The sequence below is a fragment of the Deinococcus planocerae genome (assembly GCF_002869765.1).
Taxonomy (GTDB): Bacteria; Deinococcota; Deinococci; order Deinococcales; family Deinococcaceae; genus Deinococcus; species Deinococcus planocerae.
On the sequence record NZ_PNOR01000006.1, the window covers coordinates 62,196 to 76,606 of the forward strand.

General features: G+C 74.7%; 17 protein-coding genes. 4 read left to right on the forward strand and 13 right to left on the reverse strand.

Translation table 11 applies throughout. The features are described from left to right. Positions 1-25 precede the first annotated feature (25 nt). From hemW to A7B18_RS04835, 8 genes are all read right to left on the reverse strand, one after another. Positions 26-1,189, reverse strand: coding sequence for a radical SAM family heme chaperone HemW (gene hemW / locus A7B18_RS04800; RefSeq protein ID WP_180970019.1), 1,164 nt, complete (start codon positions 1,187-1,189; stop codon positions 26-28). Positions 1,190-1,245: 56 nt separating this feature from the next. Next, on the reverse strand, positions 1,246-1,734 hold the full coding sequence (locus tag A7B18_RS04805) for a hypothetical protein (RefSeq protein WP_102125552.1): 489 nt from the start codon (positions 1,732-1,734) through the stop codon (positions 1,246-1,248). 149 nt (positions 1,735-1,883) lie between these two features. After that, the gene (locus A7B18_RS04810) at positions 1,884-3,137 is read right to left on the reverse strand and encodes a cytochrome P450 (protein WP_281260142.1); all 1,254 of its coding nucleotides are present in this window, start codon (positions 3,135-3,137) and stop codon (positions 1,884-1,886) included. A gap of 68 nt (positions 3,138-3,205) precedes the next feature. After that, positions 3,206-4,648, reverse strand: coding sequence for a phytoene desaturase family protein (locus tag A7B18_RS04815; RefSeq protein ID WP_180970020.1), 1,443 nt, complete (start codon positions 4,646-4,648; stop codon positions 3,206-3,208). Then, positions 4,645-5,751 (reverse strand): glycosyltransferase family 2 protein, encoded by a 1,107-nt coding sequence (locus A7B18_RS04820; RefSeq protein WP_102125639.1) that lies wholly within the window; start codon positions 5,749-5,751, stop codon positions 4,645-4,647. The genes A7B18_RS04815 and A7B18_RS04820 overlap by 4 nt, the downstream gene beginning before the upstream one ends. Then, the gene (locus A7B18_RS04825) at positions 5,748-6,404 is read right to left on the reverse strand and encodes a lysophospholipid acyltransferase family protein (RefSeq protein WP_245872743.1); all 657 of its coding nucleotides are present in this window, start codon (positions 6,402-6,404) and stop codon (positions 5,748-5,750) included. Before A7B18_RS04825 ends, A7B18_RS04820 begins: the two co-directional genes overlap by 4 nt. Beyond that, the gene (locus A7B18_RS04830; RefSeq protein WP_102125554.1) at positions 6,401-7,414 is read right to left on the reverse strand and encodes a carotenoid biosynthesis protein; all 1,014 of its coding nucleotides are present in this window, start codon (positions 7,412-7,414) and stop codon (positions 6,401-6,403) included. Before A7B18_RS04830 ends, A7B18_RS04825 begins: the two co-directional genes overlap by 4 nt. A gap of 103 nt (positions 7,415-7,517) precedes the next feature. Continuing rightward, positions 7,518-9,053 carry a phytoene desaturase family protein gene (locus tag A7B18_RS04835; protein ID WP_102125555.1) on the reverse strand — a complete coding sequence of 512 codons (1,536 nt, stop codon included), beginning with the start codon at positions 9,051-9,053 and terminating at the stop codon, positions 7,518-7,520. A 156-nt stretch (positions 9,054-9,209) separates the two neighbouring features. Here A7B18_RS04835 and A7B18_RS04840 point away from each other — a divergent pair, with 156 nt between their 5' ends. The 3 genes from A7B18_RS04840 to A7B18_RS04850 are packed head-to-tail and all read left to right on the forward strand — an operon-like array spanning position 9,210 to position 10,192. Then, positions 9,210-9,482, forward strand: a complete 273-nt coding sequence (locus A7B18_RS04840) for a helix-turn-helix transcriptional regulator (protein WP_102125556.1) — start codon at positions 9,210-9,212, stop codon at positions 9,480-9,482. Continuing rightward, positions 9,479-9,958 carry a hypothetical protein gene (locus tag A7B18_RS04845; protein ID WP_102125557.1) on the forward strand — a complete coding sequence of 160 codons (480 nt, stop codon included), beginning with the start codon at positions 9,479-9,481 and terminating at the stop codon, positions 9,956-9,958. The genes A7B18_RS04840 and A7B18_RS04845 overlap by 4 nt, the downstream gene beginning before the upstream one ends. A gap of 39 nt (positions 9,959-9,997) precedes the next feature. Beyond that, positions 9,998-10,192: a hypothetical protein gene (locus A7B18_RS04850; RefSeq protein WP_102125558.1), complete on the forward strand. Its 195-nt coding sequence runs from the start codon at positions 9,998-10,000 to the stop codon at positions 10,190-10,192. Between the two features lie 7 nt (positions 10,193-10,199). Here A7B18_RS04850 and A7B18_RS04855 read toward each other — a convergent pair whose 3' ends face one another. Both A7B18_RS04855 and A7B18_RS04860 read right to left on the reverse strand, forming a co-directional pair. Further along, positions 10,200-10,796, reverse strand: coding sequence for a GNAT family N-acetyltransferase (locus A7B18_RS04855; RefSeq protein ID WP_102125559.1), 597 nt, complete (start codon positions 10,794-10,796; stop codon positions 10,200-10,202). A gap of 4 nt (positions 10,797-10,800) precedes the next feature. Then, complete coding sequence (locus tag A7B18_RS04860; RefSeq protein WP_102125560.1) at positions 10,801-11,226, reverse strand: ketosteroid isomerase-related protein; 426 nt, start codon at positions 11,224-11,226, stop codon at positions 10,801-10,803. 244 nt (positions 11,227-11,470) lie between these two features. On the opposite strand from A7B18_RS04860, the gene A7B18_RS04865 reads away from it, so the two are divergent. Next, positions 11,471-12,757: a hypothetical protein gene (locus A7B18_RS04865; RefSeq protein ID WP_425430316.1), complete on the forward strand. Its 1,287-nt coding sequence runs from the start codon at positions 11,471-11,473 to the stop codon at positions 12,755-12,757. Between the two features lie 66 nt (positions 12,758-12,823). Here the strand turns inward: A7B18_RS04865 and A7B18_RS04870 are convergent, their stop codons facing one another. The 3 genes from A7B18_RS04870 to A7B18_RS21255 all read right to left on the reverse strand — a co-directional run bounded on the left by A7B18_RS04870 (position 12,824) and on the right by A7B18_RS21255 (position 14,287). Then, positions 12,824-13,078, reverse strand: coding sequence for a hypothetical protein (locus tag A7B18_RS04870; RefSeq protein ID WP_102125561.1), 255 nt, complete (start codon positions 13,076-13,078; stop codon positions 12,824-12,826). Positions 13,079-13,100: 22 nt separating this feature from the next. Further along, positions 13,101-13,310 (reverse strand): hypothetical protein, encoded by a 210-nt coding sequence (locus A7B18_RS04875; protein WP_102125562.1) that lies wholly within the window; start codon positions 13,308-13,310, stop codon positions 13,101-13,103. A gap of 164 nt (positions 13,311-13,474) precedes the next feature. Then, positions 13,475-14,287, reverse strand: coding sequence for a hypothetical protein (locus tag A7B18_RS21255; protein WP_146009457.1), 813 nt, complete (start codon positions 14,285-14,287; stop codon positions 13,475-13,477). Positions 14,288-14,411 lie beyond the last annotated feature (124 nt).

Genomic DNA, 14,411 nt, shown 5'->3' on the forward strand with positions numbered 1-14,411 from the left:
ACCTGCATCGAAAGTCGTGAAGGGTTCATTGACGACTCGAACTGGTAGATGCGGCGCCCGGCTCCTCCAGGAAATCCGTCACCACGCGGTTGAGCGTCCACCACCCCTGGGAGGTCGCGCGCAGCCGCCCGCCCTCCAGCGTGAGCAGGCCCCGGCGCACGTTCGCCGCGATGGGCTCGGCGTAGACTGCGCGTACGTCCACCCCCGAGCGGCGCGACAACCCGGCGAGGTCCACCCCGTCCCGCAGCCGCAGCCCCATGAAGAGGGCGTCGGTGACGAACTCGGCGGCGTCCACGTCCTGCACCTCGGGCCTCTCGCCCGCCAGCCAGCCGTGGAGGGGGGGGTTGGTCCAGCGGCGGGAGAGGAGGCCGCTCTCCCCCTCTGCCGGGTAATGCCCCGCCGCGCCCGGTCCCAGGCCCAGGGAGAGGCGGTTGTGCCAGTAGGCGAGGTTGTGCCGCGACTCCTCGCCGGGGCGCGCGTAGTTGCTGACCTCGTAGCGGGTGAAGCCGAGGGCGCCCAGCAGCGCCTCCGTGCGCTCGAAGCCCTCGCGCTCGTCGTCCTCCTCGACCGTCACGCCCCGGCGGGCGAACTCGGTGCCGGGCTCGACCGTCAGGGTGTAGGCGCTGACGTGCCCGACCCCGAGGTCCACCAGGCCGCGAATGTCCGCCTCCAACGGCTGCCCCGGCACGGCGGTGATCAGGTCGCCGCTCACCCGGAAGCCCGTGCCGATCAGCGTGGTCACGGCTTCGCGCGCCTGCTCGGCGTCGTGCTGGCGCCCCAGGAACTTCAGCGTCGCGTCGTCGAGGCTCTGCACGCCGACGGAGGCGCGGTCGAAGCCGAGGCGTCGCCAGTGGCCCGCGCGCTCACGCGACACCGTGCCCGGGTTGACCTCCAGCGTGTTCTCGACCCGGCCCCAACCCAGGTGGCGCCGAATGCTGCCGACGAGGGCTTCCAGCTCCGCGTCCCGCAGGAAACTCGGGGTGCCGCCCCCCAGGTACACCGTGTCGAGGTCCACCGCGTACCCCTGCGCCAGCCGGGCCGCCTCCGCCTCGATGCCCTCCAGGTAGCGCTCGACCAACCCCGCCCGGCGGGTCAGGACGTGGAAGTCGCAGTACGGGCAGATGCTCGGGCAGAAGGGCACGTGCACGTAGAGGTGGCGCACGGTGGGGGCGGGGTGGGGGGCCGTCACGCGGGAAGTGTAGGGGGAGGCGGGGCGCGGCGCGCGGTACACGGTCGCTTTTGGCCCTACCGCCCGTGCGGCGTGGCGTCCATCCAGGCTTCCAGGGCGGCGCGCACCCCGTCCGGCGAGGTAACGACGACGGGCACTCTCAGCGATGCGGTGGCGCTCGCGGCCTCGTTCTCGCCCATCTCGCCCGCGAGGGGCAGGGCGGCATTCCAGGCCGGGTACTCGCCCCCCTCGCGGTAGGGGGTGCCGCCTTGGTCGTCCACCACGCGCTCCGGCACGGTCACGGCGGGGCCGCCCGGCAGGGCACGCGGCGCGACGACGATCACCCCGCGCGGCTCCAGCTCGCGCAGGGCGGCGAGGAGGGGGGTCAGGCCGTCGTGGACGAGGAGGTCGGCGCGGCCCTTGCCGTCGAGGGCCGTGAGTTCGGCGGGCACCCCGGCAGCGAGATCCGGCGGGGCGGCGACCAGCCAGCGGTGCCCCCCCGCGCGCCCCTCGAAACTCGCGCGGGCCGAGCCGTAGATGTCCGTCCAGGTGCGGGTGTGCTGCATGGGGGCCAGCATACGGGGCCGGGCACGGAGAGGGGGGCCGGAGGGAGGCACAAAAAAGCCGCCTCTCGGGCGGTGATAGGGAAACAATAGCGTGCTATGCAGGCCCTGTCAAATCATGCAGCCGGATTTCGCGGAGGCACGGCCCACCCTCAGGAGCCGACGCCTCCGGAGGCCGTCGCCCTCAGCCCATCCGGCTCGCTTCCCAGGCCACATCCCGTCCACTCCGCAGCGGCGGGCCGCACCACCAGCGGTCCCGTCGGCCCCAGGGTCACGCCGGGGCGGGGGCCAGGGTCGCCGCGCACGGGGGCGAGGGGGGGCAGGGCGGCCAGCGCCTCCAGGATGAGGAGGTGCGCGAGGTGCATCCCCAGGCACACCCGCTCGCCGCCGCCGAAGGGCAGGTAGGCCCAGGCGGGGGGCGGAGACTGCCAGCGGCCCGGGCGGAACTCGTCGGGCTCACTCCAGAGCGAGGGGTCGCGGGCGCTGAGGTAGGGGCTGTAGAGGGCGAGGGTGCCGCGCGGGAGGCGCACCCCCTCCCAACTCAGGTCGCGGGCGAGGCGGCGGCTGCCCATCCAGCCGGGGGGAAAGAGGCGCAGCGTCTCCTTGAGGACGGTGGGGTGGTGTTCCGGCGCGTGCCACCCGGGGTGGGCGGCGAGGTGCCACGCGGCCCAGGCGAGGGCGTGGGTGGTCGTGTCGTGGGCGGCGGCGAGGCTCACCCGCGTCTCCTCCAGCCCGCCGGGCAGGGGCGCGAGGAGGGCGAGGAGATCGTCTCCCCCACCCTCCGTCAGCCGGCGGCGGGCGAGGCGGCGCAGCTCGGCGTCCACCCGCGCGAAGAGGAGCGGGCGGGGCAGGGTGGGCAGCGGAAAGGGCAGCCGCAGCGGGGCGAGGAAGGCGTGGAGCAGCTCCGCGTCGAACTCCCCGCCGAAGTACGCCGCGTTGAGCATCCCGAGCACGGCGCGGTCGGCCCAGGCCAGGGCGTCGAACTCCCCCGCCGGGACGGGGGGCAGGGCCGAGCGCACGCGGGAGCGCAGGGCCTCCAGATGCCGCCGCCCGAAGCCGGGGTTCACCGCCTGCCGCCGGGGGCCGTGGCCGGGCGCGTCGGTCAGGATCACCCCGCCCGAGAGGTACGGCACCACCCGCGAGAAGCTCCCCGCGCTGCGGAAGGTGGCGAGGTCCCCGAGCAGGCGGCGGTTCCACTCGGGGCTGAAGCCCACCACGGCGGGCAGGCCCAGGCGCAGGCGGAAGAGGCCCACGCCGTCCGCCCTCGCCCGCCGCGCGCCCTCCTCGACCAGCCCCAGCGGCGAGAGCGCCCAGTCGCGCAGGTGGCCGTCGCCACGCCGGGCGGGCGGCTCGGGCAGGGTTTCCAGCCCGCGCACGTCGGACCTGGGCACGGGCAGGATCGGCACGGGGCGCATTCTGGCACGGGCGCGTAGGCGCGAAGTTGATCAAAAGGAACGGTCCGGGCGGGCAGCGTCTAGCCCGCGGGCGTCTGCACCGCGTCCCACGTCTCCCCCTCCCCCGGCACCCGGGGGCCGTCCAGATCGTCGTAGGGCAGGCCGAGCAGCCCGCCCGCCCCGTTCCACCCGCTCAGCATGGAGAGGGGCACGCCGCCGCCGGGGTGGACGGTCCCGCCGACCTGCGCGAGGTTGTGCGCGCCCGGGTGCGTCCAGCCGGGGCGCAGGCTGCCGATCAGTCCGTGGGGGGCGCGGCCATACAGGGCCCCCCGCAGGGAGGTCCGGGCGTACTCGGCGGGCGAGAGGGGGTGCCAGTCCGTCACCGGGAGGGGGAGCCGGGCCTGGAGCCCCCGCAGCAGGAAGGCGCCGTAGCCGCGCGGATCGTCCGTCGCCCCGGGGTCAGGCGGCGCGTTCACGAGGAGGAAGGCCCGGTCCCCGTCGAGGTGCAGGTAGAGGGTGGGGTCGGTGGGGAGACGCCCGGCGCGGATGTCCCGCCACTCCCGGGCGTAGTCGGCGGGCCAGAGGATGTGGTGGGCGTGGCCGCGATCTTCCGAGAGCCGCAGTTGCAGCGCGAAGCCGCTCACCCCGCGCGGGCTGCGGTCGTCGGGGAGGCCCAGCCAGCCCCGCGTGAGGGCCCGGTCGGCGGCGCTCACCCAGGCGTCCGCGGTGTAGACGCCCCGGCCCGTGTGGGCGCCCACCACCTGGCCCCCCCGCGTGATCAGATGTTCCACCCGCGTGCCGAACTCGAAGCGCACCCCCAGCGCCTGCGCCCGCTCCCACATCCGCACCGCGAGCGCCCCCAGGCCCCCCTCCATGTGCCATACCCCGGAGCCGAGTTCGACCCAGGAGACGTTGTGCAGCACGGCGGGGGCGCGGTAGGGGTCGGCCCCCAGATAGGTGGCGAAGCGCAGCCAGAAGGGGGTCAGGAAGGGGCCGCTCTCCACCAGACGGGCGAGGCTGGACCAGGGGGCGGCGCCGAGCCCGCGCGTGACCGCGTAGCGGGCCAGCCTCAGCCGACCCGGCGGCGGCGCGAAGAGGAAGGTGGGCGCCGCCCCCTGGTAGATGCGCCGCGCGACCCCGAGCAAGCGGACGTACTCCAGCCCCTCCGCCCGGCCCAGTTGCGCCAGGGTGGGCTCCAGGCTGCCCGCCACGTGCAGCGCCTCCGGGGCGAAGGTGCGCCCGCCGAGCGCGTGATAGGTCGTCGTGGGGCGCGCGGGGTCGAGCGGGGGCAGAGTCAGGCCGGTCCGCTCGTGCAGGGCGCGGAAGATCTGGGGCATGGTGACGACCGTCGGCCCGCTGGAGAAGTCCTCGTAGCCCAACGCCGCCTTGCCGCCGGGGCGGTCCAGATGGTCGAGGACGGTGACCCGCACGCCCTCCCCTGCCAGCCGCAGCGCCGCCGCCAGCCCCGCGAAGCCCGCGCCGAGGACGATCACGTGGTCGGGGGAGCTCGCCGTGGCCCTCACTGCTCGTACTCCCGGCCCTTCCAGCCCACCTGACGGCGCAGGCCGCGCAGGTACACGGGGAGGGCGAGGAGGGGGGTGACCGGGCTGAGCAGCCCCTCGGCGAGGTCGGCGGGGCGGCGGCGCCCGGTGACGAGGCTGACGAGGGGACGCTCCAGGAGCCCGGCGGCGCGCAGCGCCCAGAGCCAGCGGGCCCGGCGGGCGGGGAGGAGCCACGGCAGGGTGTACACGGCGAGGTGCCACCCGATGGAAACGGCGAGCACGGCCCGTGAGCGCAGGTGGACCCGGTAGACGTTCTTGCCGAAGCCCGCCACCGAGGCCGGGTAGCTGCGGTACATCCGCACCTCCATACATTCGCCCGCGAGCGCGAGGGCCAGCCGCCCGCCGCGCTCCTTGAGGCGCTGCCCGAAGATCACGTCCTCGAGCACCTCGCTGCGCACCAGGGCGTGTCCCCCCAATCGATCGTAGGCCGCGCGGCGAAAGGCCATCAGTTGCCCGTTCGCCGCGCTCGCCGCCGGGAAGGGCAGCCGCAGTCCCGGCGCGGGCAGGAAGGTCAACAGCACGACCTCCACCAGGGGGGTGATCAGCCGCTCGCCCAGGGTCACGTTGCGCTGGCGCGGCCACACGCTCAGGAGGTCGGCGTCCGAACGTGTCAGCTCGGCGAGCACCGCTCCGAGCGCCCCCGGCCCCCACCGCACGTCCGCGTCGGTGAAGATCAGCACGTCGCCCGTCGCCGCCCGCGCGAGCTGCTGGCAGGCCCACGGCTTGCCGTGCCACCCCGGCGGCAACCCCTCCCCGCACAGCACCCGCGCGCCCGGCACCCCCGCGCACAGCCGCCGCGCGAGGCCGCCCGTGCCGTCGCGGCTGCCGTCGTCGAGCACGAGCACCTCGTCCGCCCCCTGCGCGAGCACGCCGGGGAGGGTGTGGACGAGGTTGTGCGCCTCGTCGCGCGCGGGAATCAGGATGGAGACGCGCGGGCGCTCCCGGGGCACAGGGCGGGGCCGCAGCCGGGGGAAGGTGAGGACGTTGAGGAAAAAGACCGCCGCCTTGTACGTGAAAAAGCCCCGCGCGGCCTCGCGGTAGGCCCGGGCGAGGTCGAGCTTCACCGCTCCCCCGTAAGCCACGCGAGGGCGCGGCCCGGCAGGTCCAGCCGTTCCTGCGCGCTGACCCGTCCCCCCGCCAGGCGCAGGTAGCCCGCCAGGGGCGCCTCGGGGTCGCTCTCCCGCAGCTCCGCATCGAGGGCGGCGAGTTCGCGGGTCAGCGCGTCCTCCAGCCCAGGCCCCTCCACCGCCCGCCCGAAGCGCGCGTAGGCCTCGGGGTGTTGGGCGCCCCGCAGCGTCACCCGCAGGGCGACGGGCACCAGGGGCACGCCCGCCGTCCGGGCGATCCAGGCCGCCCCCGGCTGCACACCCCGGAGCGGCCCGGCGGGTTGCAACGCCCCCTCCGGAAAGACGACCACCCAGGCACCCGCCCGCGCCGCGCGCACCGCCTCCCGCAGGTCGCGCGTGCCGAGCGCCCCCAGCCGCCGCAGGAAGGGAAAACGGGCGAGCTGCCCCTCCGTCATGAGCACCCGGTAGCCCTGCCCCAGCACCCACGTCACCTCGCGCAGCACGTACCCGTCCCACCACGAGTGGTGGTTGGGAGCGAGCACCGCCCCTCCCCCGGGCAGCGGGCCGCGCACCCAGACTCCCCGCAGGTCGGTGTGAACGCTGCGGCGCACGCTCGTTTTCAGCAGGGCCGTCACCGGGTCAAGGCTCACGCCCGCCTCCCGCGCACCGCCCGCGCCAGCGCCAGGCCCGCCAGCATCGCCGCCAGGGTCACGCCCGCCTCCACGTACCGCCCGACGAGGACGAGCCCGCCCGGCAGGAAGAACGTCTCGACCGGGTAGGCGACCCCGAAGGTGAGGCGGGAGAGGTCGGGCTGCGGGGCGGGTTCGGCGGTGGCAGCCTGCACGTTCGGGGAGACCCGAGCCGCCCCTTGCTGCGTGGGCAGATTCCGGGCCCGTCGCCTCGCCCCGAACGTCCCCGGGCTGATCCGCGTGAAGGCCCAGGCGAGCCCCGTGCCCACCGCCCACCAGCCCAGGAAGTTCTGGAGGGGCGCGCCCGCCCACAGCGGCGCCGGGTCCTGCCACGTCCAGTAGCCCTGCGCCGTCATCAGCGGTTCCAGGCCCACGTCCCAGGCCACCATCAGGAGTCCGGCCAGCCACGCCCGGCCCCCCGCGAGAAGCGTCGCCGCCAGCGTCAGGGCGAACCAGCCCAGCGGCACGATCAGGGGCACGCTGAGGAGAGTGGGGGCAGGCGCACCCGCGTAGGTGTAGACGCCGAAGGGAAAGCCCGTGCGGCTGCCGAGCAGTTCGACGCCCAGCCCCACCCCGGAGGCCAGAGCCGCCATCACCAGGGCCCGCCGCCCCCCCGCCCGCTCCCAGGCGTAGGCGAGGGCCGCGGCGAAGAGCGCCCCGGTGCTGAGCAGCGCGAGCAGGGAAAAGCCCTCCGGCCACAGCGGCACGGGCACCTTGAGCGCGGCGTAGAGGGCCAGCCACACCATCCAGGGCCGCGTCTGCCGGGCGAGCGCCGCCCCTCTCTCCCGCACCGTCCCGCCGAAGTCGCCGCGCAGCGCGTCGCCCCCCAGCGCGAGGAGTCCGGCGAGGGGCAGGCCCAGGGCAATCAGCCCCCACCCGCCCGGCACCCCGTCGATCACGAGCAGGGCCCCCAGAAACGCGACCCCCAGCGCGGCGAAGGCGAGCCCGGAGCGCAGGAGGACCGGACTCACGCGGCCTCCCGTCCGGGGGCCACCCGTTCGCCCCCCTCACGGAACGCGGGGGAGAGGGCCTGCCCCCCGGCCTTCTGCCCTCTGCCTTCCACCTGCCGTCCCCTCACCTCCACCCCTTCCTCGTCAGGTCCCCCACGAGCACGCGGGCGGCGTTGCGCCCCGACGCGCCCATGATGCCGCCTCCGGGGTGGGTGCTGGCCCCGGTCAGGTACAGGCCCTTCACGCCGGGCCAGCGGTACCCACTCGCGGCCATCCACGGGCGGAAGGCGAACATCTGGTCGAAGCTCATCTCCAGGTGCATCACGTTCCCGCGGTGCAGCCCGAGGTTGGTCTCCAGCCACTGCGGCGTCTGCACGAGTTCGCCCACGATGGTGTCCCGCGTGCCCGGCGCGTAGTGCTCGAACGCCCGCAGGATGTTCTCCCGCGCCTGCGCCGCGCGCGTCTCCCAGCTTCCCGAGGCCAGCTCGTAGGGGTAATACTGCGCCCACAGCCACAGCACGTCGCCGCCGGGGGGCGCGAGGCTGTCGTCCACGGCGGAAAAACTCATGGCGACCAGCGGCGGATCGGTCGTCGGCTCCCCCGCCAGATATTCGCCGTAGCCCTTCATCAGTTGGCGCTCGTCCTTGATCAGGAGGCCCAGGCCCACCCGGCTCTCGGGCTCGGTGTGGTTTCTGTACCGGACTTTTTCGCTGAGGGCGAGGCGCAGGATCATCCCGAACCCGTTGCCCACCCGGCCACCCCGCGCGGCGGGGGGCACGTACTCGTCGGGCAGCGCGTCTGCCGTCGTCAGGACGTGGGTGCCCGACACGACCGCGCGGGCGGTGTAGGTATCGCCGTTCTCCAGCTCGATGCCCTGCGCCTTGCCGTCCCTGACCAGGATGCGTTTGACGGGCGCGTTGACGAAGACCTCGCCGCCGTCGGCCTCGACCGCCCGGCGCAGGGCCTTCGTGAGTCCCCCCGATCCCCCCTTGGGCCGGGCCACGCCGCCCTCGTGGTAGAGGGGGTGCCACAGCAGGAAGGGGGCACTGAGCGGATCGCTCGGCGGGGGTCCGCTCTGGGCCGCCATCCAGACGAGGGGCGCCCGGACCCGCTCCTCCTTGAAATACTCGCGCGCCACGTCCCCGTAGGGCCGCAGGATGCGCCGCAGTTGCGTCTGGGCGTCGCGGCCCTTCCCGCTCTTGACGAGCATCTTTCCCATCTCCAGGGGGCCGGGGGCCGAGTTGAAGAGGTCGGCGACGCTTCGGGCAAAGGGCGTCCAGTCGTCCAGAAAGCGGCGGTACGCCTCCCCCTGGCCGGGAAAGAGGGTCTCCAGCTCCCGCGCCGTCCGGTCGGCGTCGCGCCACACGAACCAGGGCGTCTCGCCGTCCGAGGCGTGGAACATGGGGTCCACGTCGAGGTAGTGCAGCCCGTGGCGGGTGAGTTCCAGCTCGCGCACGACGGGCGTCATGCGGATCAGGATGTGCGCGCTGCCGCCGTAGTCGAAGCGGTAGCCGGGCACGAGTTCTTCCGTGCTCACCGCCCCGCCGACGAGGTGGCGCCGCTCGAACACGCCCACCCGCAGCCCCGCCTTGGCGGCGTAGGCGGCGGTCACCAGGGCGTTGTGGCCCGCGCCCATCACGATCACGTCGAAATCCGGCATCCGGCCCGAATCCTGTCACACCGGGAAGGCGGGAGACGGTCAGGGATGCCGCCTTCGGGCGCGCCGCCGCCACCTCACGGGGAGAGTTCCCTGAGGCCTCCCATATCTTGGTGCTAACACTTGACTTTTTGTTGTAGAAATACAACAATGCGTGGCATGGTTGCCAAGGCGGCTGGTCGTCCCTCTCCCCCGTCCCTGTTCAACCGGCTGCCCGTGCTGCGCGCCGAGCGCGGGCTGAGCCGCCAGGACCTCGCGGCGGCGGTGGGGGTGAACTACCAGACCATCGGGTACCTGGAGCGCGGGGAGTACCACCCGAGCCTGGACCTCGCCTTTCGCCTCAGCGAGTATTTCGGGCTGCCCATCGAGGCGATCTTTTCGCGCACGCCCTTCACGCCGCTCAGCGAGAGAGTCTACGGAGGTTCCGCATGAACGCGACCCTGCCCCGGCCCCGCCCGCCCGCGCCGCTCGCCGCCCGTCGCCGGGTCGTGCTGCTCGCCGTGGGCGGGTACCTGCTCATGCTGCTCGGCACCGGCCTGAGAGCCGTTCCCGGCGTGTCCGACTGGCTTTGGGGGCCGCTCTCGCTTCTCGGGCTCGTCACGGCCTGGGCCGCGGCCTTCCAGCTCATGCTTCCGGTGCGGCTGGGCCTGCCCTACCTGAAGGCCCCGGGGTTGGATGAGCGGCAGTGGCAACGGCTGGCCCAGGCCCACGTGAGCGCGTACCGGGTCGTGGGCATCCTGATCCTCCTGGGTTACCTGTACTTCCAGACGGCGGATCGCGGCCATTCCCTGCCCGTGCCCCGAGACAGCTTCACCTGGACGGCCCTCTGGTCGGGCGCCATGCTCCTGATCTGCGCCCTTCCCGGCGCTCTCCTCGCCTGGACCGAGCCGGACCCGCCGGGCGAGTAGACAGAACCGCGTGACAGGGCGGGGGGTACGCTGGGCGCCATGTTCGGTCGCCGCGTGCCCCCCCACATCGTCTTCGCACTCAGCGTCGTCCTCGCGCTCCTGTGCGCCGTTCCCGCCGTCCGGTACGGACTCACGGCGAGGTGGCTCCCCGCCCTGCTGTGGGGCGCGGTGGCCGTGTGGTTCGCGGTGGACGCGGTGCGCGCCCACGGGTGGAGGCAGCAGCAGAGGGCCTAGCCGGGGCTCAGCCCAGCCGCCTGACCCAGAAGCGCATGAGCTTGGGGGTCTCCCGCTCCTCGCCCACGTCCTGCCAGCTCATCGTCGTTTCCAGGTCGGGACGCTCCGAGTAGCCGCGTGACCGCCAGAAGGCGTCCAGCGGTCGGTAGCCCTCGGGCCGGGCCGGGTGGTCCTCCGGGCGCCGCACGGCGCAGAAGGCGGTCACCCCCAGCCCCAGGCGCCGGGCGTGGGCCTCGCGCTCGTCGAAGAAGCGGTGGCCGAGGCCACGCCCCCGGTACCCGGGCAGCAGCACGCTCTCGCCGAGGTACAGGATGTCGGCGGGGTCGAACTCGGGGGGCCGGAAGGGGGCGCGTACCTCGGGCGTCTCGCGCGTCAGGGGCACCGCCGTGCTCGCCCCCACCACCCGCCCCCCGTCGCGGGCGAGGACGACCAGCGCCCCGGGCGCGCCCAGGTACGTCCGCAAGTAGCCCTCCTCGTACTCCGCGCTGCCCTCGTACAGGTACGGGAAGGCGCGGAACACCTCCTGCCGCAACCGGGCGAGGTCGGGGAGGAAGGCGCGCAGCTCGTCCCCGGTGGCCGGGCGGACGGTCAGGGCGTCCGGCACCCCCTCAGCCTCCGCCTACCTGCCGGGTCCAGTCGGCGAGGTTGTAGTAGTTCGTCACGCGGGCGAGGCGGCCCCCCCGCACCTCGAAAAAGGCGCCCACGGGGAGCACGTAGGTCTGGCCGCCCGCCTCGGGCAGGCCGGGGTCGGTCCTCAGGTACTCGCCGTGGATCACGAACTCGGCGGCGGCGCGCCCCCCGTCCTCCGTCGCCATCACCACGAGGTCCTCGGCGCGCTCGCGGTAGTGGGCGTCCATCTTCGCCAGGAAGGCGCGGAAGGCCTCCACGCCGCTTTGCGTCTCGCCCTCGTTGATGTCGTGGCGCACGTCCGCGCTCAGGAGGGCGAGCATCCCCTCCGCGTCCCCGGCGTTAAAGGCCGCGTAGTAGCGCCGCACGAGGTCGAGGGTGGCCGCCTGGGGCTCGGGTGCCGTCATGGGGGGCAGTGTAAGCAGGGCGGGGGCGGGAGGCTGGCCGACGTGACGAGACGGTGAAGCCCCCCAACCTCTGCCACATGCCCCGGCAAAAAGGGCATGATGGGGAGGCAGGCTGTTTGCCCCTGCCGGCGTGCGTCCCTCCCTGCTCCGGCCCCGGGCGCGCTCTGCTCCTCTCAACCCCCCTTGAACCTCCGCGCCTGCCGTGTTCCCCGCGGGGCGCTTGTGAAACGGAAGGAGTCCCCGCGTGAATCCTGTGCGCTACATCATCACCCGGCCCTGCCTGCAAGAAGGCAGCCTGCGCCTGCTCAAATACGTCCAGCCAGTCTTTCCGGAACAGGGCCCGGCGCAGTTCGTGGACGACCGGGGCACCGAGCACACGGTGCAGATCGACCGCGCCCAGGGCCGCGTGTGGGGCCTGGGCAAGCTCTACCACGACCTGAACCTCGGGGTGAACGACGTCCTCACGCTCACGCCCCTCGCGCCGGGCCGCTTTCAGGTGGAGGCCACCGTCAAGCCGCACGCCGCCCCGCCGCCCCCCGCCCGGACGAGCGCGCCCCAGGCCCCCGAGCCCCGCCGCGTCGTGGTGTCGGCCACCCCCCACGTCCGCGAGGTGCGCCTGGAGCACCCCCGGCCCACCGCCGAGGCGCGGGAGGCCACCCCGGCGGAGCCCGGCGTGACGGCGCGGCTGGGCTCCAGCCTGAACGCCGAGGCCGCCCCGAGCACCGTCCCCGCCCCGGCACCGCTCGTCCCGGTGCCGCCCTCGCCCGCCGAAACGGCCTCCCAGACGCCGCGCCCGCGGGCCGGGCAGCGACCGGAGGTCAACCTGTCGCGCCCCGCGCCGAGCAGCGTGGAGGGCCAGCTCGCCGAACTCGCCCGGCTGACCGGGTACCGGCTGGACTTCCCGGCGCCGGGGCTCGCGCGGCTGCGCGCCGACCTCGGGGCGCACGGGTACACGGTGCACGTCGCGCTGACGGGCGACGCGACACGCTCGCCCGCCTGGGGGCAGGGGGCGGAGTACACGGCCCTGGTGACGGGGGAAGGCGAGCGGCCCGGGGACCTGCCGCGCCTGACCCGCGAGGCGCTCGCCGCCCTGATCGAGCACGCGCGGCTCGCGCCCCTCTCGCCCATCGACCTGCGCGGGTACTGGAAGGCCGGGAACCTCGACCTGGAGACGGCGGCGAGCGTGTCCGAACTCGTGGGAGCGCACCTCGCCCAGCGCGGGGCTTTTTCCTTCGTGCTCCTCACCCTGGCGAGCCACCCCGCCCACAGCGTCGTGAGCAGCGCCCGCCTCGCCGAGAAGCTCGGCAGCGGCGTGAACACCGCCGAGCTCGGCAGCATCCTCGACACGCTCACCCGCGCGCCCTTCCTGGCCCTCACGCCGCTGCCGGGCGGGCAGTTCCTGCTGCGCGCCGACGTGCGCGACCTCCTCGCCGATCTCGCCGAGTACGCCGAGGGGGTGCGCCGCCGGGTGCGGACGCCGACCGCCGAGGGGGGCACGCGGGCGGGCGAGACCCTGGCCGTCACGGCGTAGGCCGGGCCAGACGGGCCGGGCGGAGAGACACACACGCGCTCCCCGCCCGGGGGGTTGGCCGGCGGACTACATCCCCTTGTCGTCGCCCCCGGTGCCGAAGGTGGTGCCGGTGGAGGTGAGCCCGTCCGCGAGGCCGGGGGCCCCGGGCACGCCGCCTGGAGCGCCGTCGCTCATGCGGGTGGCCTCGCCCACGGCCACCGGTGTGTCGGTCATGCCGCTCTCGGACTCGTCGGTGTTCCCGGCACGGTCACTCATGCCGTTGCCCGCGTCGGCGGGCAGACCGCCCTCTTGACCGCGGTCCTGGGCGTCGTTCTGGGTCATGGCTGCTCTCCTGTCCTGGGGCTCAGCGGTCGTCGCCGTCGGTGTTCAGGCCGCCGCCGAGAGAACCCATTGGCGTGTCGGCGTTGTCCTCGCTCGTCGCGCCCGGGTCCCCGCTGCGGTCTACGGTGCCGTCCGTGCCGGAGGGGTCGGTGCCCAGGCCGATCTGGCCGCTGCCGGTCCGGCCTGGGCCGTTCTGGCCGCTGGGGGTGGGGTCGCTCGGGTCGGTGGTCATGGGCGCCTCCGTCGGGGCGGAAGACCCGGGGCACGGACCCTACCGCGCCGCCGGGCTTCCAGGGGGTGGAGGTCCATTCAAACGCGCCCGGGCCCCCGTCACAAGGCCGGGGGCGTTGAGCGTTCACCCGCCGCACCCCTCATGCGCGGGGGCCGGGCGCGGGGTCAGGCCGCCGGGCGCGAGCGCAGCAGGTACCGCACCAGACTCCCCAGGCTGGGGTCGCGCAGCACGCACACGATGAGCAGCTCCCCGTGCAGGGCGATGAGCAGGGTGCGGTGCTCGAACTCCAGTTGCGCGGAGAAGAGCGGGCCCCCCTGCGGCAACTCGCCCAGGGCCCGCGACGCGTCGAGCAGGGCACACAGCGGCGCGAGCAGCGGGGCCGGCAGCGCCTCGCCCTCCGCCCCGAGCGGCTGGCGGCCCGCCGTGAGCAGGGTGACCCCCAGGACCCCGGGCTTGCCCAGCAGATCCCGCAGCAGGCGCCGGTCGGCGGGAGAGAGCGCCGGGGGCGCGGACGGCGCGGGGGAGAGGAGAGCGAGCGCGGCGCGCAGCCCCTCGGCGCTGGGGACCGGGCCGAGCGAGACGATCCCGGCAGGCACCTCCGCCCCGCAGGCGAACAGCCGCGTGCCCGCCGGCAGGCAGAGGTCCCCCAGCCCCCCGAAGCCTGCCAGGGGCAGGTCGAGCAGCACGGCCCCCGGCGGCCCGGCGCGCAGGGCGGCGCGCAGCCCCGCGAGGCTGGCCGTGCGGCGAACGCGCAGCCCCAGGCCCTCGACCAGACGCTCGGCGGCCTTGCCCCGGCCACGCTCGCGCTGACGACGAGCACGTCGGTGCGGGGCGGCGGGGCCACGTCCCCCTGCGCCTTGCTGGCGATGGTCCGTCCTCCTCTCGGCGGCGTCTTGCCGGTCGTCCTGTCTGCCTCGGTCACGGTGCTCTCCTGGTCCGCCGGGACCACCCTCACCCGGTTCGGCGCCCGCCCCCACTAGAGCGCCCCCCGGCTCACGGCTTCCTTACAGGCGCCTTCCCGGCGCACTTCCGCGGAGGCCGGGTCCCCTCATGAGTTCATATGCGGGCGCGGCGAATTTGGATCACCGGGGTGTTCCGCCC

Coding starts and splice junctions, on each gene's coding strand:
- A7B18_RS04850 (WP_102125558.1), top strand. CDS start 9,998: ATGTTCGGTCGCCGCGTGCCCCCCCACATCGTCTTCGCACTCAGCGTC.
- A7B18_RS04870 (WP_102125561.1), bottom strand. CDS start 13,078: ATGACCCAGAACGACGCCCAGGACCGCGGTCAAGAGGGCGGTCTGCCC.
- A7B18_RS04805 (WP_102125552.1), bottom strand. CDS start 1,734: ATGCAGCACACCCGCACCTGGACGGACATCTACGGCTCGGCCCGCGCG.
- A7B18_RS04835 (WP_102125555.1), bottom strand. CDS start 9,053: ATGCCGGATTTCGACGTGATCGTGATGGGCGCGGGCCACAACGCCCTG.
- A7B18_RS04840 (WP_102125556.1), top strand. CDS start 9,210: ATGGTTGCCAAGGCGGCTGGTCGTCCCTCTCCCCCGTCCCTGTTCAAC.
- A7B18_RS04875 (WP_102125562.1), bottom strand. CDS start 13,310: ATGACCACCGACCCGAGCGACCCCACCCCCAGCGGCCAGAACGGCCCA.
- A7B18_RS04845 (WP_102125557.1), top strand. CDS start 9,479: ATGAACGCGACCCTGCCCCGGCCCCGCCCGCCCGCGCCGCTCGCCGCC.
- A7B18_RS04860 (WP_102125560.1), bottom strand. CDS start 11,226: ATGACGGCACCCGAGCCCCAGGCGGCCACCCTCGACCTCGTGCGGCGC.